Origin of the sequence: Sphingopyxis sp. UBA6723 (genome assembly GCF_002454115.1) — a bacterium.
GTDB lineage: Bacteria > Pseudomonadota > Alphaproteobacteria > Sphingomonadales > Sphingomonadaceae > Sphingopyxis.
The window spans coordinates 160-17,696 of record NZ_DKIH01000001.1; the positions used below are offsets into that span (position 1 = coordinate 160).

The window sequence follows — 17,537 nt, forward strand, 5'->3', positions numbered from 1 at the left end:
GCGCTTCTTCGAGCGCCACAAGGCGATGCCGACCATGGGCCAGGCCGGCACCTACTCCTCGATCCTGCATTATCTCAAGGCGCTGAAGGCCGCCGGCACGACCGAGACCGAGAAGGTCGCCGCGCAGATGAAGGCGACACCGGTCAACGACTTCTTCGCCAAGAACGGCGTGATCCGCGAGGACGGCCGCATGGTGCACGACCTCTATGTGCTCGAGGTCAAGAAGCCCGAGGAATCCAAGTACCCCTGGGATTATCTCAAGTTGATCCGCACCATTCCGGGCGACCAGGCCTTCCGGCCGCTTGCCGAGGGCGATTGCCCACTGGTCAAGAAGTGAGGCTGCCGACTCCTATCCCCGCCGCAGCTTGGCGTAGCGGGCGATCAACCGATCGCGCTTGAGGCGGGACAGGCGGTCGATCCAGAAGATGCCGTCGAGCTGGTCGATCTCGTGCTGATGGCAGATCGCGAGCAGGCCGTCCGCCTCCTCGCTCCGTTCCTTCCCGTCGAGGTCCTGATAGGCACGCGGACACGGGCATGGCGTTCGAGCTCATCGGTGACGCCAGGCATCGAGACGCTGCCCTCGGTGTGGCGGATGGTCTCGCGCGAGACCTGATCCAGCTCCGGATTGACATAGATGCGGACGTCGCCCGGCGCGAGCTCGAGCACCACGAGCCGCGACAAGACGCCGATATGCGGAGCGGTGATGCCTATGCCCGGCGCGTCCCTCATGGTCTCGAGCAGATCGTCGGCAAGCGCGCGCAGATCGGCGTCGAAACGCAGGACGGGGGCCGCGGTCAGGCGCAGACGAGGGTCGGGGAAACTCAGGATTGGTCGGACGGGCATCGCGATTTTTTGGTGCTTTCCTTGCTGGGATGCCTTTGGGGGAACGCAGCGTAGCAAGCCGGGCAGCGGCGCTCTACGCACCCCGAGCTGCGACGCCTCGTACTCCCCAATGACGATATCGCGATCTGTCGAGAGACCGACGGAGTCCGATACGCTCACTTCGTCGTGTAGCCACCGTTGACCAGAATGGTCTGGCCGGTCATCCACCACCCCTCGGAAACGAGGAAGCGGATGAAGGGGACGATGTCCTCGATATGGGTCAGGCCGGTCGGCGAGAACTTCGACAGGGCCGCCGCGGTCTTGTGATAGGCGACCGCATCCGCCCCTTCCGCCGGATAGAAGAAGGGCGTGTCCATCGGGCCGGGGCCGATCGCGGTGACCGAGATGCCGCGCTCGCCGAACTCCTTCGAGGCAGCGCGCGTGAAGTGCTCGACCGGAGCCTTCATCCCGGCATAGGCGGCATAGAACGGCGTGAAGGCCCCGAGCAGCGAAGTCACTACGGTGGTGACCTTGCCGTTCTCGTTCAGCGCCTTGCCGGCCTCCTTGAGGAAGAAGAAGGCGGATTTCGCGTTCACCGCGGCCATCTCGTCATATTCGGCCTCGCTGATCTCGGTGAAGGGCTTTTTGAGCACTTTTCCAACGGTGTTGATCGCGATGTCGGGACGGCCGATCGCGGCGATCGTGTCGGCAAAAAGCCTTTCGACCGCGGCCGCAGACGTGAGGTCAGCCTGGAAGCTGACCGCTTCGGCACCAGCGGCCCGAACCGCCGCGAGCGTTTCCTCGGCTTCGGCCGCAGAGGCCGGGCTATTATAGTGGATGGCTATTGCCTTTGCCCCATGCGCGGCCAGATCGCGGGCGATGAGACCGCCCAGATTCTTGCCGCCCCCCGCGATCAGTACGGTTTTACCTCGAATGCTGTGATCGGTCATCAAATGTCTCCTTTGGGTCTGTTTTCCAGAGGATAGGACGCTTTCACCTTGTCCGCTTTCGAATTCCGGCGCAGTTTTTGGTTTGGGCAAGACGAGTCGTGGGGACTCGCGAGGTGGGCGATTGACCGAAGCCGCACAGATATGGGACGGGATCCGGCCGCGGTCCCAGCGCGACGTGCTCGCGCGGCATCAGGCGCAGATTGGACATTTGGGTGTGCTGGCTGCGGCCGAAAATCTGGCGCGCCCGACCGACTGGGCGTTCGAGGAGGATCACCACATCGTCGTTGTCCATCTGGGCGGACAACTCGATCGGATGGACTGCGAGTTTTCGGTTGGGCCGTCGGGCAGCGCGCTGCCATCGCGCGGCGATGTCTGGGTCATCCCGGCGGCATGCCGCTATGCAGCGCTGGCGCAGGGCGAACGGGCCGAATTCGTCGAATTCCGCGTGCCGACCGCACTGCTGGACGATGCGCCGATTGCGGCGCGTGTCCAGTATCGCGACGATGGTCTTTTCGACACCACCGTCCGGTTGGCGCACCTCTTGCGCGGTGCAAATGACGATCTTTCGATGATGGCGGCGCGCGCCCTCGGCGACGCGCTGGAATGGCATATTTGCCGACACTATGGCCCTGGCACCAAAAGTCCGCGGCGCCGTCAGCTGTCGGCGTCCAACCGGGTCCTGCTGGCCGACGCTATTCGCGGGCAGCTCGACGCCCGCCACAGTCTTGACGTGCTGGCGGGGCTCGTCGGGATGGATGTTCGCCGCTTCACCGGCGCTTTCCAGCAGGCGTTCGGCCTCTCGCCCTGGCAATATGTGATGCGCATGCGGCTCGACGACGCGGCCCGGCGGCTCCGGAACACCACCGAACCGGTCACCGAGGTCGCGCTGGCTACCGGCTTTGCCACGCCGAGTCATTTTGCGACGGCCTTTGCACGGCGTTTCGGCATGCCGCCATCGCGCTATCGCGCCACAGCTCATTGCTAGTGGGGTAGTCGGACGCTCCCGGCGAAGCAGTATCGCAAGATCATGGAAAAGCGCGGCGCGTGCTCAGCAAGCGACAAGCCGCGTCCAGCAGTAGAAGGATTGGATGCCCCGCGAGGATTCGAACCTCGATAGGCGGTATCAGAAACCGCAGTCTTACCATTAGACGACAGGGCAATCGTGAGGCGGGCGCAATATGATTGCGCGGGCGCGCTGTCAAGGCCGCTCTGCCTGCCCGCACAAGGTCGCTTGCCCTGCCACATTTCGCCGCTAGCATCATGCAACAACAAACAAGGGGCCGCGCGCCCGCGCGGACACCCGCAAGGAGTGGGTTGATGCGTCATGTCGCGATCGTCGGGTCCGGCCCCGCGGGCTATTACACCGCCGAAACACTTCAGAAAGCCGAGGATATTGCGGTCGATGTCATTGACCGGCTGCCCGTCCCCTATGGCCTGATCCGCACCGGGGTGGCGCCCGATCATCAGTCGATCAAGGCGGTCTCGCGGCGTTATGAGGGTACGGCGCTGGCCGACAATGTCCGCTTTGTCGGCCATGTGTCGGTCGGCAGCGACGTGACGATCGACGAGCTGGTCGAACTCTATGACGCGGTGGTGCTGGCGACGGGGGCGCCGAACGACCGGCCGCTGGAGATCCCCGGCGCCGACCTGCCCGGGGTGATCGGCAGCGCCGCCTTTGTCGGCTGGTACAATGGTCATCCCGATTTCGCCGACCTGAACCCGCCGCTGGGCGCCGCCGGGGTCGCGGTCATTGGCAATGGCAATGTCGCACTGGACGTCGCGCGCATCCTGGCCAAGACTCCCGCCGAGTTTGTCGGCAGCGATATCGTCGCGCATGCGCGCGCGCAGCTGGCGGCGAGCGCGGTGCGCCATATCCACATCCTTGGCCGCCGCGGCCCGCACCAGATTGCGATGACGCCCAAGGAGCTGGGCGAGCTCGGCCATCTGGAGCGCGCCAGCCCGCGCGTCGACCCCGCCGACCTGCCCCCCGAGGGCGACGACGCGCTGCTCGAACCCGGAATGCGCAAGTCGGTGACGCATTTGCGCAGCTTTGCCGCCAACCCCGTCGCCAAGCCTGTGACGATCGATTTCGACTTTTTTGCGATGCCCGTCGCGATCGAGGGCGCCAAAGACAATGGGGGGCATGCCGAGCGGATCATCGTCGAGCGCACGACGCTCGATGCCGAGCTGCGCAGCCATGGCACCGGTGAAACCTATGCGATCGATGCAGGGCTGGTGATCAGCTGCATCGGCTATCAGACGCCGCCGATCCCCGGCGTTCCCTATGAGCATGGCCGCGGGCGGTTCGCGAACGACTGCGGGCGGATCCTGCCCGGCCTTTACTGCGTCGGCTGGGCGCGGCGTGGGCCGTCGGGGACGATCGGCACCAACAAGCCCGACGGCGCGCGGATCGCCGAGATGGTGCTGGAGGACGTCGGGCGCGGCGCGGGCAAGGCCGGGCGGCCGGGACTCGACGCGCTGCTGGCGAGCCGCGGGGTGGTGCCGGTGACCTTTGCCGACTGGCGGCGGATCGAGGCGGCCGAGGTCGCCGCGGCGCTCGACGGCCATCCGCGCGAGAAGTTTGTCAGCGTCGAGGCGATGCTGGAAGCCATCGGGCGTTGAAAGATCGCGTCCGCACGGCGCTGCGCTGGCTGCTGGCGCTCGCCTATGGCTATGCGGGCTATCTCCACCTGGTGCGCCCCGCCCCGTTCCTCGCGATCACGCCGCCGTGGGTACCGCAGCCCGAGCTGGTTGTCGCGGCGACCGGGGTGGCCGAATTGCTCGGCGCTGTCGGGCTGATGATCCCGCAAGTTCGCAAGGCCGCGGGCTGGGGGCTGGCACTCTATGCGCTGTGCGTGTGGCCCGCGAATATCCACCATGCGCTGGCCAATATCGCGATCGGCGGCGAGACTTTGAGCTGGTGGTACCACGGACCGCGGCTGGTGTTGCAGCCGGTGGTCATCTGGTGGGCGCTGTGGGCGAGTGAGGCGGTGGAGTGGCCGTTTGGGACGAAAAATAACCTCTGATTCGTTCGCCCAGAGCCTGTCGAAGGGCCGTCCTTCTTCGCGACGTCGAAAAGAAGAACGGTGCTTCGACAAGCTCAGCACAAACGGACGAGGGGTATGCGCCTTACTTCACCACCGGCGTCTCGATCGGCAGCTGACCCTTCTGGCTCGCCGCATAGGCTTCGGTCGCCTTCAGCACCCGCAGCATGTTACCGCTGGCAATCTTCTCCAGTTCGGCCTGCGTATAGCCGCGCCGCGCCAGTTCGGTGAACAGCGCCGGATAGCCGGTGACATCCTCCAGCCCGACGGGCGTGGCATCCATGCCATCATAATCGCCGCCGATGCCGATATGATCGACGCCGATCGTCTTTTTGATATGGTCGATATGATCGGCGACCAGGCCCAACGGCGTCGACGGCGGCGGGTTGGCGGTATCCCACGCTTTCAGCGCGGCGGCAGCGCCCGCTGGATTGCCCAGATAGAGCGCGTCGAGCCGCGCCCGTTCCGCCGTCCGCTTCAGCCCATGTTCGCGCAAATTGGGATCGACGAAGGCGGCGTAGAACACCACCATGATGATCCCGCCATTGGCCTTGACCGCGGGCAGCACCGAATCGGGTACATTGCGCGGATGGTCGTTGACCGCGCGCACCCCCGAATGGCTGAACATCACCGGCGCTTTGGTCGCCTCCAGCGCGTCTTTCATCGTCGCTTCGCTGACGTGGCTGAGGTCGACGATCATGCCGAGCCGGTTCATTTCCTGCACCACCTGGCGCCCGAAATCGGTGAGCCCGTCATGCTTCGGCGCATCGGTCGCGCTGTCGGCCCAGGGGACATTCTTGCCATGGGTCAGCGTCATGTAGCGCACCCCCATGCCGAACATTTCGCGCAGCACGGCGAGCGACGAGCCGATCGACTGGCCACCCTCGATCCCCAGCATCCCGGCGATCTTGCCCGCCTTCATCTGGCTTTGGAGTTCGGTTGAATTGTAAGCCAGCGACAGGTCGGCGGGGTAGCGCGCGATCAGCCGCTTCGCGACATCGATCTGTTCAATGGTCTGCTGCACCGCCAGCTGCTCGTTGGTGTTCGAGGGGACATAGACGGACCAGAATTGCGCCCCGACGCGCCCCTTGCGCAGCCGCTGGATGTCGGTGTGCATCACCGTTCCGTCGGGCTTTGGCTTGGTGGTGTCGCGAAAGTCGAAGTTGTTGATGACATTGCCGACCTGCCCGCGCAGTTCCCACGGCACGTCATTATGTCCGTCGAACACCGGCGCGCGCTGGAGCGCGGCTTCGGCAACCGCCTCGGGCGATTTCTGCGCGGCGGCGGGGGTGGTGATGAGGGCGAGAGCGGCAAGGCCGGCGAGCAGGATGGGGTTGTTCATGGAGCGCGACCCTAACCGCTTGTTCGCGCGGTGCAAGTGCGTGACGATCTGCGCGACCGATAGGTCGCGCCATATTTATCTCACACAAAGACACAAAGATGGCGGTTTGCTCGCGCGAGGGAGCCGCCATCTTTGTGTCTTTGTGTGAGTCATTCTTCTTGCAGCTTCGCTGCGAAGGACCGAGCTTGACGTTCACGTCAACCGCGCGCAGCATCCTCCCCATGACAGCCTTTGACGAGTGGCGCGCGCGTTCGCCCTATTATGACGAAACCCATGAGGCGCTGGCCCAGAGCGTCCGCCGCTTCGTCGAGCGCGAGATCGCGCCGCATATCGACCGCTGGGAGGCCGAGGGCGAATTGCCGCGCGAGCTGCACAAAAAGGCCGCCGAGGCGGGCATCCTCGGGCTGCGCTATCCCGAACAATATGGCGGCCACAGCGAAGGCTTCGACAATTTCCATGGGCTGGTGCTGACCGAGGAACTCGCCGCGGTCGGCGCGGGCGGACTGGGCGCGTCGCTGATGACGCATGGTATCGGGCTGCCGCCGATCCTCGCGCTGGGGTCCGAGGAGCTGAAACAGCGCGTTGCGCCGCCGGTGCTCGCGGGCGACAAGATCATCGCGCTTGGGATCACCGAAGCGAGTGGGGGCAGCGACGTCGCGAACCTCAAGACGACAGCCGTGAAAGACGGCGCCGACTATATCGTCAACGGCGGCAAGATGTTCATCACGTCGGGGATGCGCGCCGACTGGCTCACCTGCGCGGTGCGCACCGGCGGGTCGGGCGCGGCGGGCATTTCGCTGCTGCTGATCGATATGGATGCGCCGGGGGTCGAGCGCACGCGGCTCGACAAGATGGGCTGGCGGTGCAGCGACACCGCCGCGATCCATTTCAGCGACGTGCGCGTTCCCGCGGCCAACCTGATCGGGCCGGAGAATGGCGGGTTTATCGGCATCATGCGGAACTTCAATTCGGAGCGACTCGGCATGGCGATGGGCTGCTGCGCCTATGCGCGTGTCGCGATGGCCGAGGCGGCGGAGTGGGCGCAGAACCGCGAGACGTTCGGCAAGCCGCTGGTCGGCCACCAGTCGATCCGCATCAAGCTGGCCGACATGGAACGCCAGATCGAGGCGACGCAGGCGTGGGTCGACCTCGCCGCGTGGCAGGTGAAAAACGGCAAGGACCGCCCCGCCGATTTCGCGATGCTGAAGGTGCAGGCGACGCGGATGCTGGAGGCCGTCGCACGCGAGGCGGCGCAGGTGCTGGGCGGCGCATCCTATATCACCGGCAGCAAGGTCGAGCGCATCTACCGCGAGGTGCGCGTCAACGCCATCGGTGGGGGGAGCGAGGAGATCATGCTGGACCTGGCCGGGCGGCAGTTGTTCGGGGGGAAGCGCTAGACCGCCAGCCGCCGCGCATAACGGTCGAGCCGCGCGAGCTGCGCCATCAGCGCGCCGAGCAGCAGCAATTCGACCAGCGCGGTCCCGACGATCAGCGCATGCGCCGAATCGCCGCTCGCGCCCTGAAACGCGCGCACCAGACTGGCGCCGACCGACAGCGCCAGACTCCCCGCAGCAAAATGCAGCCAGCGGCGTACCAGCGCGATCCGGCGCCGCGACGCCATCCACCACGCCGCGCCGATGCACGCCAGCGCCGCGATCAGCCCGCCGCGATCGAACCAGGTCAGCGGATCACCGCCGCCCGGAAGGTCGAGAATGACCGTGCGCAGCCGCATCAGCAGCAAGGTCGCGCCGCCGAGCAGCGCTGCGGCGACGCACGAGCGCCGCAGCCGGTCGGGCAGCGCCGCCTCGGCATAGGCGCGCGCGATTTCGGCGGGGCGCCCGAAGCGCCGCACTGCGTCGGCTTCCCCCACCTGTTCGGCAGTGTCGCACAGATGCGATTCGATCTCGTCGCGCACCCGCCGCGACAGGCGGGGATCGAACGCCAGCACATCGTCGAGCTCGTCGAGATAGGAGGCGATCGGCCCGCTCATGTGCGCGCGCCCAGCACCAGATCGATCCCGCTGGCAAAGCTTTGCCAGCCCGCGCGCCGCTCGACCAGCGACTGGCGGCCGCTGTCGGTCAGCGCATAGACGCGGCGCTTGCGCCCGCCGTCGGGCTGGACCCAGCGGCTGGCGAGCAGACCCGCGAGTTCGAGCCGGTGCAGCGCCGGATAGATCGTCCCTTCGGGCAGATCGAAATGGCCCCCACTACGCGCGCGGATCGCCTCAATGATCGCATATCCGTGCAAGGCCTCGTCGCCGATCGTGGCGAGCAGCACGGCGTCGAGGTGGCCTTTGAGCATTTCCGCAGACATGCCCGCCGATTTAGCTTTGCAACGCTAGGTATGCAAGTTATACCTAGCGTCACTAGGCTTCAAACGGAGGATGTATGACGGCGACAACAACCGCGGCAACGACTGCGACCAAGGGCTGGGCCGAAGGCTGGGGGCTGTTCTGGACGCTGACCCTAGCGCTGGCGGCGATGGCGCTCGGCTTCCTCTTCGTCCTCGGCTGGGACACCGACGGTTATCGCATGGTGATCCGCGCCACCGCGCGCACCTCGCTCGTCCTGTTCCTCGCCGCCTTTGCCGCATCCGCCGCCTTCAAGCTGTGGCCCGGCCCCTTCACCCGCTGGCTGCGCCGCAACCGGCGCCAGCTCGGGCTTGACTTTGCGATGTCACATTTCATCCATGCGCTGGTGATCATCGCGCTGTGGAAAACCGACCCCGACACCTTCTGGGTGCTGACCAACCCCAAATCGATCGTGACCGGCGGCACCGCCTATCTGTTCATCGCCCTCCTCGCCGCGACCTCGTTCGACCGCATGGTCAAGGCGCTCGGCCCCAAGGCATGGGGCCGGCTGCACTGGTGGGGCGTGTGGATCGTCGCGCTCAGCTTCATCTTCACCAACGGCAAACGCATCCCGGTGAGCGGCTGGTATGCCCTGCCAGTCGCGCTGGTCGTCGCGGTGATCGTGCTGCGCGTTGTGGCGGGGCGGAAACAGCGCCGGGCGGCGGCGCTGGCTTAGGCGCGGCGAGGCTACTGGCCGTCGCGCTTGTCGGCGAGCGCCCTCGATTCGGCCTTAAGCGGCCGCGACACCGGGCAGACTTCCTGCACATAGCCGTTGAGCACATTGGTCAGCGCGTCGGGTACCAAGCGATAAAAGACAAACTGGCCACGCTTTTCGCTGGTGATCAGTCCGGCATTTTCCAGCACCGACAGATGCTGCGACACCGCCGGTTTACTCATCTCGAAGCGCGCGGCGATGTCCCCCGCGCTGAGTTCGGCATGCGCCAGATAGGCGAGAATTTTCCGCCGCGGCGTCGATGCCAGTGCCTGAAAAACCCGTTCCATGATGACCCAAATGGCGACTGACAGCGCCCTTGACAAGAGATTAGATATTTAAGTAATTACTTATTCGCTGTCAGGAGCTAGCGATGCGCAGTAGTGAAGATCCCCATGCCGTCAATTTTCTGATCGACGAGCCCGGGTCCGACCCGCTCAACGGCCAGGTGCGTGCCGATATGCCCAGCATCGTCTGGAATGGCGGGATGGCCGTCATTGCACTGGTCGCGGGTCCGTTCTTCGTGACGCCATCGACAATGGCCCTGTTTTTCCTCACCACCGGCGCCGCGCTACTGCTCGGGCACAGCATCGGCTATCACCGGATGATGATCCACGGCAGCTTTGCCGCGCCGCGCTGGCTGACGCGCACGCTGGTCTGGTTCGGCGCCTTTGTCGGCATGGCGGGTCCTTTTGGCATAATCCGCGCCCACGACACGCGCGACTGGGCGCAGCGACAGGCCGACTGCCACCCGTTTCTTGCGCACAAGACGCATATCCTGCGCGACGCATGGTGGCAGATCTATTGCCGTCTCGACCTTGATAATCCGCCGCGCTTCGATTTCGCCGAACTCGACCGCGACCCCTTCTATCGCTGGCTCGAAGCGACATGGCGTTGGCAACAGCTGCCGGTCGCGGTCGTCCTGTTTGCGATCGGCGGCTGGGGCTGGGTCGTGTGGGGCGTTGCGGCGCGCGTGGCGGTCGCCAACCACGGGCACTGGCTTGTCGGCCATCTCGCGCACAATCGCGGCCCTCAGCGCTGGACGGTCGATGCGCATGGAGTGCAGGCGTTCGATGTTCCGTGGGCCGCAATCCCGACGATGGGAGAGGCGTGGCACAACAACCATCACGCCTACCCCGGATCTGCGCGCATCGGGCTGCATCCCGGCCAAAGCGACTGGGGTTATGCCGTCATTCGGTTTTGCGAGCGGCTTGGATTGATGTGGGACGTTCGGACACCGGATACGCTCGGAAGGCGCCCCGGTCTTTCCGAGGTGGCTCGACATGAGGCGGGCTTGGCGGCACACTCGCCGCATGGACACATCCCTACATAGCTGGCCCGCCGCGGCCGAAACCCTGCTCGACGACCTTGTCGACCTGCGCCGCGCGATTCATCGCGAGCCTGAACTAGGCCTCCAGAACCCCAAGACGCTGGCGAAGATCAAGGATGCGCTCGCCGGGCTGCCACTCGAATTTCACGAGGGGCCGTCGACAACCGGGCTCATTGCAATCCTGCGCGGTCCCGCCAACGGGCGCACCGTGCTGCTGCGCGGCGACATGGATGCGTTGCCTTTGGTCGAGGACACGGGGCTCGACTTCACCTCCGAAACGACCGGCGCGATGCATGCGTGCGGCCATGATACGCATGTCGCGATGCTCGTCGGCGCGGCGAAGCTGCTGTGCGCGGCGCGGGATCGGCTCCCCGGAACGGTGATGTTCATGTTCCAGCCGGGCGAGGAAGGTCATCATGGCGCGCGCTTCATGCTGGACGACGGGATCATCGATCCGCTGCCCGATGCCGCCTTCGCGCTCCACATCATGCCCAACGCGCCGCACGGGATTTTCGCGTCGCGCGCCGGACCGCTGCTCGCTTCGTCCGACGTGCTGTCGATCACCGTCAAGGGCGCGGGCGGGCATGCCTCGATGCCGCACGATGCGATCGACCCGATCCCCGTCGCCTGCGCGATCGTCACCGCCATCCAGACGATGGTGACGCGCCGCGTGTCGGTGTTCGATCCCGCCGTGGTGACGATTGCCAAGATCAGCGCCGGGACAACGAACAATATCATTCCCGAGACGGCAGCGATGCTCGGCACGATCCGCACGCTGTCGCCCGAGCGCCGCGCGATGGTGGCGCGCGAGCTGAAACGCCTCGCCCCCGCGATCGCCGAGGCGCATGGCTGCACCGCCGAGGTGCAGATCGACGAGGGCTTTCCGGTCACCATCTGTGACAGCCGCGCGGTTGCGTTCGGCCAGTCGGTGGTCGAAGCGACGTTCGGCGAAGCGGCGTGGCTGACGATGGACCATCCGGTGATGGGCGCCGAGGATTTCTCTTATGTGCTCGAAAAAGTCCCCGGCGCGATGTTCTGGCTGGGCGCGAGCGCCGAGGGCAGCGACTGGCGCGCCTGCTGCGGCCTGCACTCGAACCGCATGGTACTCGACGAAAAGGTGATGGCGCGCGGCGCGGCGCTGCATGCGGCGCTGGCGGAGCGGTTTTTGAACGAAGGATTCAACGCATGATCAACATCATCGGCGCGATCATCTCGGGCCTGATCATCGGCGCGCTGGCGCGCTTCTTCTATCCCGGCGCGGTGCAGATGGGGTGGATCGCGACGATCCTGCTCGGCATCGGCGGCTCGCTGCTCGCGGGGCTCGCGACGTCACGCGGCCGCGGCGACTTCCACCGCGCGGGCTGTTTGGCATCGGTGATCGGGGCGATTGTGCTGATATTGGTTGGCCGGCTGCTCGGCATCGGCGGATAAAAGAAGGAAATTATCTCACACAAAGACACAAAGAGGTGTGCCGATGACTGCAAGCGTCGAGGATTTGGCCAGGCTTGTCGTCGACTGCGGGTTCCGACTGCATCAGAATTTGGGGCCAGGCCTCCTTGAATCGGCGTATGAAGCCATTTTGGCGGATCAACTGGCAAGACGCGGTATCGTCGTCGAACGTCAGAAGCCTATCCCGATCAAATATGATGGCATCGAGCTCGCCGAAGGCTTCCGGGCCGATCTGTTGCTGAATGGCCAATTGCTCGTCGAATTGAAATCGGTTGAGCGGCTTTCGCCGCTCCATAGCAAACAGGTGCTGACTTACTTACGCCTGCTCGACCTGCCGCTCGGCGTCCTGATAAATTTTGGCGGAGCCACCTTCAAAGAGGGTGTACGCCGCATCGCGAACGGCGATTTGGGGAGATGAGCACACGCCCTCTTTGTGTCTTTGTGTGAGAAATTTTTCCTTAACCCACATCACGGCACCAGCACCGTATCGACCGCCTCCGCCAGCATCTCCGGATAGTCGAGCGTGTAATGCAGCCCGCGGCTTTCCTTGCGGTGAAGGGCGCTTTTCACGATCAGATCGGCGCATTGCAGCAGGTTGCGCAGTTCGATCAGGTCGGTGGTGACGCGGAAGTGGCCGTAATAATCCTCGACCTCGTCGGTCAGCAGGCGGATGCGGTGCTGGGCGCGCTCCAGCCTTTTGGTCGTGCGCACAATGCCGACATAATTCCACATGAAGCGGCGGATTTCGGTCCAGTTCTGCTTGATGATCACCTCTTCGTCCGAATCGGTGACGCGGCTTTCGTCCCATGGACGGATCGCGGGGGGCGGTTCGAGCTGGTCCCAGCGCGCGATAATGTCCTTTGCCGCCGCCTCGCCGAAAACGAAACATTCGAGCAGGCTGTTCGACGCGAGGCGGTTGGCGCCGTGGAGGCCGCTTTCGGTGCATTCGCCCGCGGCATAGAGCCCCGGCAGGTCGGTGCGTCCGGCGAGGTCGATCAAGATGCCGCCGCAGGTATAATGCTGCGCCGGAACAACCGGGATCGGCTGCTTCGTCATGTCGATGCCGAGCGTCAGCAGCTTTTCATAGATGTTCGGGAAATGGCCGGCGACGAAGTCGGGGTCGAGGTGGCTGATGTCGAGATGGACATAATCGAGCCCCGAGCGCTTGATCTGATCGTCGTTGGCGCGCGCCACGACGTCGCGCGGCGCGAGTTCGGCGCGCGCGTCGTAATCGGGCATGTAACGGTGGCCGGTCTCGGGGTGTTTCAATAGGCCCCCCTCGCCGCGCACCGCCTCGGTGATCAGGAAATTCTTGACGTCGAGGTTGAACAGGCAGGTCGGGTGGAACTGCATCATTTCCATGTTCGACACGCGGCAGCCCGCGCGCCACGCCATCGCGATGCCGTCGCCGGTCGCGCCTCTTGGCGCGGTCGAGAATTGATAGACGCGCCCCGTCCCGCCGCTCGCCAGGATCGTCGCGCGGCCGACATGCGCGTGGACCTTCCCCGTTTTTTCATCGAGCGCATAGACGCCCCAGACGCGGCCCGATCCCGAATAACGTTCCTCGTGCCGTCCGGTGATCAGGTCGACGCACGCTTGCCCGGGCAGCAGCGTGATGTTCGGATGCGCCGCGGCGGTCTTGAGCAGCGCCGCCTGCACCGCCCAGCCGGTCGCGTCGTCGACATGGACGATGCGGCGGTGCGAATGCCCGCCCTCGCGCGTCAGGTGCAGCGCCTCGGCATCCTTGTTGAACGGGACACCCATTTCGACGAGGCGTTCGATCGAGGCGGGCGCATTTTCGACGACGAACTCGACCGTCTCGCGCCGGTTGAGCCCGGCGCCCGCGACCATCGTGTCGTCGATATGATTTTCGAACGTGTCACCCGCGTCGAGCACCGCGGCGATCCCGCCCTGCGCCCAGGCGGTCGATCCGCCGGTCAGCTCGCCTTTGGCCAGCACCAGCACCTTGCAATGATCGGCCAGCGCGATCGCTGCGGTCAGTCCGGCGGCGCCGGACCCGACAATGATGACATCATATTCACTCATGGCGCCTCTGTTGCACAGCAGGACGCGGCGTGACAGGGGGGATCGATGGTCGCCGTCAAGGGGAATTGTCGTCATGGATAAAGCCGGGCTTGGGCGGCGGAGCCTGATCGCCGCGATTGCGGCGCTGCCACTTGTCGGCTGCGCGACCGGCGGGCGGCGCGCGGCGCGCGACCTGAGCGTCGTTACCTTCAACATCTGGCACGATGCCGCACCATGGCCGGCGCGGCTCGCGCTGCTCACGGCGGCGCTGCGCGACGCTGACGCCGATGTCATCGCCTTGCAGGAAGTGCTGGAAGATAAGCGCAAGGAACTGCCCAACCAGGCCGACACCATCGCCCGCGCCCTTGGCTACCGCCACGTCCATTTCGTCGCGGTCGAGCCCGAGGGCGCACCAAAACGCTATGGCAATGCAATCCTCACCCGCCTGCCGGTGATCGAAGTCGCGCGGCGCAAGCTTACCCCCTTATCCGATTCGCGCACCGCGATCCGCGTGCGCGTGCGAACCACGGCTGGATCGGTCGACATCGTCGCCACTCATCTTGCGTGGCAGCCCGACGCAGGCGCGGTGCGCGCCGAGCAGCTCGCCGACCTGATCGCCTGGTTGCCGATCGACGGGGTGCCGCTGGTTGTGATGGGCGATTTCAACGCACCGCTCGACGATTCAGCGCTGCGCGCGATGGGGCCGCCGCGCTTCGTGTCGGCGTTGCCGCAGGGGGCGGTGGCGACGACGCTCAACCCCGCACGCGGCCACCAGCCGCGGGTGATCGACCATATTTTCGCCGAATCCGCCGCCTTTGCGGTCACCGCTGCACGGATCATCGGCGATCAGGCGGTGAACGGCGAATATCCATCCGATCATTTCGGGGTCGCAGCGCGCCTGACCCGGCGCTGAGCGGTCAGGCGGCGCTACGCGTCAGATTGAGGAATACGTCTTCCAGATCAGCCTCGCGGGTCGACACGTCGACGATGCCGTGGCCCATCGCATTGACCGCGGCGAGCACTTCGCCTGCGTTCATGCGGTCCTTGTTGTAGCTGATCGCGAGGCCGCGCGTCCCCTCGCGTTCGATCTTTTCGAAGGCCGGGTGGGTCGGCAGGTCGGTGATGTCGGCATCGAGCGTCACCACGACGATCTTTTCGCGTGCCATGTCGACCAGCTCGCGGGTCGGCTTGTTCGCGATCAGTCTGCCATGGTTGATGATCGCGATCCGGTCGCACAATTCCTCGGCTTCTTCGAGGTAGTGCGTCGTCAGCACGACGGTCACGCCGCGGTCGTTGAGCGACTGGACATAGGACCAGAGCTGCTGGCGCAGCTCGATATCGACCCCCGCGGTCGGCTCGTCGAGAACGATGATCGGCGGCGAGTGGACCATCGCCTTGGCAACGAGCAGGCGGCGCTTCATCCCGCCCGACAGCGTGCGGGCATAGGCGTCGCGCTTGTCCGACAGATGCACCGCGGCGAGCAGGTCGTCCGAAATGCGTTTCGCTTTGGGTACCCCATATAGCCCCGCCTGATTCTCGAGCGTCTCGAACGGCGTGAAAAAGGGATCGAAGACGATTTCCTGCGGCACGATGCCGATCGAGTATTTGGCGTTGCGCGGGTCGGCGTCGATGTCGAAGCCCCAGATGCTCGCGCTGCCGCTCGTCTTGTTGACCAGCCCCGCCAGGATATTGATCAGCGTCGATTTGCCCGCGCCATTAGGCCCGAGCAGCCCAAAAATCTGGCCGCGCGGGACGTCGAAGCTGACATTGTCGAGCGCCTGCTTGCCGCCAGCATAGGTTTTGGAAACGGCGTCGATGCGGATGGCGGCTTCGGTCATGGCGGTTGCCATAGCCGCGCACCTGCGCGCGTAAAAGCCCCCATCGCCTTGCCGCCTTTTGCCCAGCACCGTGTTAACGCTATGTTGGAAATTCCCCGTTAGGACCGGGGATGTGAGGACCAGACACACCCAAAACCCGCAGTTCGCGCTGCGCGGCATCGCTGCCTGCGCGCTGATGATGGCCCCGGCCGTCGCCGCGCCGGCTTATGCCCAGCAAACGGCGCAAGCGCAGAGCGAGGCGATCGTGCTGCGGCCGCTCTCTTTCTTCAAGGTCAACGACCTCAACTTTGGCGACATCATTCCGTCGAATGTCGCCGGCACGGTGACGCTGGAACCCGATGGTTCGCGCAGCCGCACCGGCGGCGTGACGCTCGCTGGCAATGGCGGCGAGCCCGCGCGCTTCGCGGGACTCGGCAGCCTCAATCGCGAGGTCAATATCTCGCTCGGATCGAACACGATCTGGCTCAACGGTCCGGGGGTGCGAATGCGCGCGCGGACGTTCGAAATCGGCAGCACCCCGACCGCGGTCCTCTCGACCTCGCCAACGCGCTTCCGAATCACCTCGCCGCTCGGCAACTATAATTTCCCGGTCGGCGCGACGCTCGAGGTTGGCGCCAATCAGGCGCCGGGCGATTACAGCGGCACGTTCACGATCACACTCAACTATCTTTAGACCTTCTGTGGGGGAAGAAGCGGCACCGGATGACCACCTGTATTCGCAAGAATGCTGGCCGGTGCCGCATGACTCCACCCCCTAGCACTGCGACGCAGACCCCGATTGCTCCTGCCCCGCGCGCTTGCTATGGGCGCGGTCGATGACCCAGCCCGCGCCCGAAACCATCCGCACTCCGAAACCCCGCATCGCCTGCGACGGCACTGGCGACGGCCTTGCCGACGCCGCACTCGGCCACCCGCGGGTATGGCTGGAAATCGACCCCGACGCAGGGTTCGCCGATTGCGGCTATTGCGACCGGCGCTTCATTCTGATCGGCGGCGTGGCCGATCACGCCTGATCTGTGGGGCCAGATGTAAACGCCCTCTTTACCACGCCCATGCATCTTCGACTCACGTCCCGCTGGCATAAATGTGCCAGACAGGAGCAGAATCTGTGGGGATTCGAGGGACCAGACATCGTCGGGACGCGTTGCGCGCCCTGACCATCGCCGTTGCGACGGCCAGTATGGCGCTGTGTGCGCCAGCCTATGCTGCCGACACCAATGTCACGGCCAATGCCGCAGTGGTCCGCCCCAATTCGCTGATCAAGACCGACGATCTCAATTTCGGGACGTTGATCAGCGGTGCGACCGTCGGCACCGTCTCGGTCAACGCCGTCACCGGTGCGCGCACTGCCACCGGGGGCGTCACCCCGGTCGGCACCGCTTCGCAGCGCGCGATTTTCCAGGGCACCGGCGGCATCCTGCTGATCACCGTATCGGGCAGCACGTCGGTGACGCTCGCGCGCATAGGGGGCGGCGCGCCCAGCATGACCGCGAGCCTGGTCCGCGCCGCGAGCACGAGCGGGGGCGGCATCGCGCTGCTTGGCGGCACGCTGCTGCCCAGCGGGGTCCAGACTTATTTTATCGGCGGCACGCTTACCGTTCCTGCCAACCAAGCGCCCGGCGATTACAGCGGCACCTTCACGCTCACGGTCAATTATCTCTGACGGCGGTTTGCG

The 17,537-nt window shown here is 65.3% G+C and carries 21 protein-coding genes, 1 tRNA gene and 1 pseudogene (1 of these 23 running past the window's edge); 14 read left to right on the forward strand and 9 right to left on the reverse strand.

Annotated features, from left to right (window positions below; all coding sequences use genetic code 11):
- Positions 1 to 337 carry the 3' portion of an ABC transporter substrate-binding protein gene (locus tag B4F07_RS00005; protein WP_422663578.1) on the forward strand. 125 nt of this gene lie to the left of the window's left edge, so only the last 337 of its 462 coding nucleotides appear in the window; its start codon lies off the left edge, out of view; the stop codon is at positions 335 to 337.
- A 12-nt stretch (positions 338 to 349) separates the two neighbouring features.
- Here the strand turns inward: B4F07_RS00005 and B4F07_RS00010 are convergent.
- Positions 350 to 843, reverse strand: a pseudogene (locus tag B4F07_RS00010) (peptide deformylase).
- Between the two features lie 155 nt (positions 844 to 998).
- Positions 999 to 1,772, reverse strand: a complete 774-nt coding sequence (locus B4F07_RS00015; RefSeq protein ID WP_293704312.1) for an SDR family oxidoreductase — start codon at positions 1,770 to 1,772, stop codon at positions 999 to 1,001.
- A 121-nt stretch (positions 1,773 to 1,893) separates the two neighbouring features.
- Between B4F07_RS00015 and B4F07_RS00020 the strand changes: the two genes are divergently transcribed.
- Positions 1,894 to 2,757, forward strand: a complete 864-nt coding sequence (locus B4F07_RS00020) for a helix-turn-helix transcriptional regulator (RefSeq protein WP_293699138.1) — start codon at positions 1,894 to 1,896, stop codon at positions 2,755 to 2,757.
- Between the two features lie 100 nt (positions 2,758 to 2,857).
- Here the strand turns inward: B4F07_RS00020 and B4F07_RS00025 are convergent.
- Positions 2,858 to 2,931: transfer RNA gene (locus B4F07_RS00025), tRNA-Gln, on the reverse strand.
- A 158-nt stretch (positions 2,932 to 3,089) separates the two neighbouring features.
- Here B4F07_RS00025 and B4F07_RS00030 point away from each other — a divergent pair.
- Positions 3,090 to 4,394 carry an FAD-dependent oxidoreductase gene (locus B4F07_RS00030; protein ID WP_293699141.1) on the forward strand — a complete coding sequence of 435 codons (1,305 nt, stop codon included), beginning with the start codon at positions 3,090 to 3,092 and terminating at the stop codon, positions 4,392 to 4,394.
- Positions 4,391 to 4,798 (forward strand): DoxX family protein, encoded by a 408-nt coding sequence (locus B4F07_RS00035; protein ID WP_293699144.1) that lies wholly within the window; start codon positions 4,391 to 4,393, stop codon positions 4,796 to 4,798. Before B4F07_RS00030 ends, B4F07_RS00035 begins: the two co-directional genes overlap by 4 nt.
- A 103-nt stretch (positions 4,799 to 4,901) precedes the next feature.
- Here the strand turns inward: B4F07_RS00035 and B4F07_RS00040 are convergent, their stop codons facing one another.
- Positions 4,902 to 6,158 (reverse strand): dipeptidase, encoded by a 1,257-nt coding sequence (locus tag B4F07_RS00040; RefSeq protein ID WP_293699147.1) that lies wholly within the window; start codon positions 6,156 to 6,158, stop codon positions 4,902 to 4,904.
- 221 nt (positions 6,159 to 6,379) lie between these two features.
- Here B4F07_RS00040 and B4F07_RS00045 point away from each other — a divergent pair, with 221 nt between their 5' ends.
- A complete protein-coding gene (locus B4F07_RS00045) occupies positions 6,380 to 7,555 on the forward strand; it encodes an acyl-CoA dehydrogenase family protein (RefSeq protein WP_293699150.1) in 1,176 nt (391 codons plus the stop codon).
- Here B4F07_RS00045 and B4F07_RS00050 read toward each other — a convergent pair.
- Positions 7,552 to 8,148 carry an HAAS signaling domain-containing protein gene (locus tag B4F07_RS00050; RefSeq protein ID WP_293699153.1) on the reverse strand — a complete coding sequence of 199 codons (597 nt, stop codon included), beginning with the start codon at positions 8,146 to 8,148 and terminating at the stop codon, positions 7,552 to 7,554. The two genes, B4F07_RS00045 and B4F07_RS00050, sit on opposite strands and share 4 nt — an antisense overlap.
- Positions 8,145 to 8,471 carry a PadR family transcriptional regulator gene (locus tag B4F07_RS00055; protein ID WP_293699155.1) on the reverse strand — a complete coding sequence of 109 codons (327 nt, stop codon included), beginning with the start codon at positions 8,469 to 8,471 and terminating at the stop codon, positions 8,145 to 8,147. Before B4F07_RS00055 ends, B4F07_RS00050 begins: the two co-directional genes overlap by 4 nt.
- A 74-nt stretch (positions 8,472 to 8,545) precedes the next feature.
- On the opposite strand from B4F07_RS00055, the gene B4F07_RS00060 reads away from it, so the two are divergent.
- Positions 8,546 to 9,184 carry a ferric reductase-like transmembrane domain-containing protein gene (locus B4F07_RS00060; protein ID WP_293699158.1) on the forward strand — a complete coding sequence of 213 codons (639 nt, stop codon included), beginning with the start codon at positions 8,546 to 8,548 and terminating at the stop codon, positions 9,182 to 9,184.
- An 11-nt stretch (positions 9,185 to 9,195) separates the two neighbouring features.
- Here B4F07_RS00060 and B4F07_RS00065 read toward each other — a convergent pair whose 3' ends face one another.
- Entirely contained in the window at positions 9,196 to 9,510 is a 315-nt protein-coding gene (locus tag B4F07_RS00065; RefSeq protein WP_293699161.1) for a metalloregulator ArsR/SmtB family transcription factor, read from the reverse strand.
- 83 nt (positions 9,511 to 9,593) lie between these two features.
- Between B4F07_RS00065 and B4F07_RS00070 the strand changes: the two genes are divergently transcribed.
- From B4F07_RS00070 to B4F07_RS00085, 4 genes are read left to right on the forward strand one after another with little or no spacing between them, the layout of a single operon-like run.
- Positions 9,594 to 10,553: an acyl-CoA desaturase gene (locus B4F07_RS00070; RefSeq protein WP_293699164.1), complete on the forward strand. Its 960-nt coding sequence runs from the start codon at positions 9,594 to 9,596 to the stop codon at positions 10,551 to 10,553.
- Entirely contained in the window at positions 10,534 to 11,739 is a 1,206-nt protein-coding gene (locus B4F07_RS00075) for a M20 metallopeptidase family protein (RefSeq protein WP_293699167.1), read from the forward strand. Before B4F07_RS00070 ends, B4F07_RS00075 begins: the two co-directional genes overlap by 20 nt.
- Entirely contained in the window at positions 11,736 to 11,981 is a 246-nt protein-coding gene (locus tag B4F07_RS00080; protein ID WP_293699170.1) for a GlsB/YeaQ/YmgE family stress response membrane protein, read from the forward strand. The genes B4F07_RS00075 and B4F07_RS00080 overlap by 4 nt, the downstream gene beginning before the upstream one ends.
- Before the next feature lie 43 nt (positions 11,982 to 12,024).
- Complete coding sequence (locus tag B4F07_RS00085; RefSeq protein WP_293699173.1) at positions 12,025 to 12,417, forward strand: GxxExxY protein; 393 nt, start codon at positions 12,025 to 12,027, stop codon at positions 12,415 to 12,417.
- Positions 12,418 to 12,467: 50 nt separating this feature from the next.
- On the opposite strand, the gene nadB is transcribed toward B4F07_RS00085, so the two are convergent.
- A complete protein-coding gene (gene nadB, locus B4F07_RS00090) occupies positions 12,468 to 14,045 on the reverse strand; it encodes an L-aspartate oxidase (RefSeq protein ID WP_293699176.1) in 1,578 nt (525 codons plus the stop codon).
- A gap of 73 nt (positions 14,046 to 14,118) precedes the next feature.
- Here nadB and B4F07_RS00095 point away from each other — a divergent pair, with 73 nt between their 5' ends.
- On the forward strand, positions 14,119 to 14,937 hold the full coding sequence (locus B4F07_RS00095) for an endonuclease/exonuclease/phosphatase family protein (RefSeq protein ID WP_293699179.1): 819 nt from the start codon (positions 14,119 to 14,121) through the stop codon (positions 14,935 to 14,937).
- Positions 14,938 to 14,941: 4 nt separating this feature from the next.
- Here the strand turns inward: B4F07_RS00095 and B4F07_RS00100 are convergent, their stop codons facing one another.
- Complete coding sequence (locus B4F07_RS00100; protein ID WP_293699181.1) at positions 14,942 to 15,862, reverse strand: ABC transporter ATP-binding protein; 921 nt, start codon at positions 15,860 to 15,862, stop codon at positions 14,942 to 14,944.
- A gap of 112 nt (positions 15,863 to 15,974) precedes the next feature.
- On the opposite strand from B4F07_RS00100, the gene B4F07_RS00105 reads away from it, so the two are divergent.
- The 3 genes from B4F07_RS00105 (at position 15,975) to B4F07_RS00115 (ending at position 17,525) form a co-directional block, all read left to right on the forward strand.
- Positions 15,975 to 16,535 (forward strand): DUF4402 domain-containing protein, encoded by a 561-nt coding sequence (locus tag B4F07_RS00105; RefSeq protein ID WP_293699184.1) that lies wholly within the window; start codon positions 15,975 to 15,977, stop codon positions 16,533 to 16,535.
- Between the two features lie 142 nt (positions 16,536 to 16,677).
- Positions 16,678 to 16,875: a zinc-finger domain-containing protein gene (locus B4F07_RS00110; RefSeq protein WP_293699187.1), complete on the forward strand. Its 198-nt coding sequence runs from the start codon at positions 16,678 to 16,680 to the stop codon at positions 16,873 to 16,875.
- A gap of 131 nt (positions 16,876 to 17,006) precedes the next feature.
- The gene (locus B4F07_RS00115) at positions 17,007 to 17,525 is read left to right on the forward strand and encodes a DUF4402 domain-containing protein (RefSeq protein WP_293699189.1); all 519 of its coding nucleotides are present in this window, start codon (positions 17,007 to 17,009) and stop codon (positions 17,523 to 17,525) included.
- Positions 17,526 to 17,537: the final 12 nt, after the last annotated feature.

Bases quoted from the DNA above. Each gene is read 5' to 3' on its own strand.
- B4F07_RS00015 (WP_293704312.1), bottom strand. From the start codon at position 1,772: ATGACCGATCACAGCATTCGAGGTAAAACCGTACTGATCGCGGGGGGC.
- B4F07_RS00045 (WP_293699150.1), top strand. From the start codon at position 6,380: ATGACAGCCTTTGACGAGTGGCGCGCGCGTTCGCCCTATTATGACGAA.
- B4F07_RS00075 (WP_293699167.1), top strand. From the start codon at position 10,534: ATGGACACATCCCTACATAGCTGGCCCGCCGCGGCCGAAACCCTGCTC.
- B4F07_RS00060 (WP_293699158.1), top strand. From the start codon at position 8,546: ATGACGGCGACAACAACCGCGGCAACGACTGCGACCAAGGGCTGGGCC.
- B4F07_RS00095 (WP_293699179.1), top strand. From the start codon at position 14,119: ATGGATAAAGCCGGGCTTGGGCGGCGGAGCCTGATCGCCGCGATTGCG.
- nadB (WP_293699176.1), bottom strand. From the start codon at position 14,045: ATGAGTGAATATGATGTCATCATTGTCGGGTCCGGCGCCGCCGGACTG.
- B4F07_RS00080 (WP_293699170.1), top strand. From the start codon at position 11,736: ATGATCAACATCATCGGCGCGATCATCTCGGGCCTGATCATCGGCGCG.
- B4F07_RS00100 (WP_293699181.1), bottom strand. From the start codon at position 15,862: ATGACCGAAGCCGCCATCCGCATCGACGCCGTTTCCAAAACCTATGCT.
- B4F07_RS00030 (WP_293699141.1), top strand. From the start codon at position 3,090: ATGCGTCATGTCGCGATCGTCGGGTCCGGCCCCGCGGGCTATTACACC.
- B4F07_RS00110 (WP_293699187.1), top strand. From the start codon at position 16,678: ATGACCCAGCCCGCGCCCGAAACCATCCGCACTCCGAAACCCCGCATC.
- B4F07_RS00055 (WP_293699155.1), bottom strand. From the start codon at position 8,471: ATGTCTGCGGAAATGCTCAAAGGCCACCTCGACGCCGTGCTGCTCGCC.
- B4F07_RS00085 (WP_293699173.1), top strand. From the start codon at position 12,025: ATGACTGCAAGCGTCGAGGATTTGGCCAGGCTTGTCGTCGACTGCGGG.
- B4F07_RS00050 (WP_293699153.1), bottom strand. From the start codon at position 8,148: ATGAGCGGGCCGATCGCCTCCTATCTCGACGAGCTCGACGATGTGCTG.
- B4F07_RS00070 (WP_293699164.1), top strand. From the start codon at position 9,594: ATGCGCAGTAGTGAAGATCCCCATGCCGTCAATTTTCTGATCGACGAG.
- B4F07_RS00040 (WP_293699147.1), bottom strand. From the start codon at position 6,158: ATGAACAACCCCATCCTGCTCGCCGGCCTTGCCGCTCTCGCCCTCATC.
- B4F07_RS00065 (WP_293699161.1), bottom strand. From the start codon at position 9,510: ATGGAACGGGTTTTTCAGGCACTGGCATCGACGCCGCGGCGGAAAATT.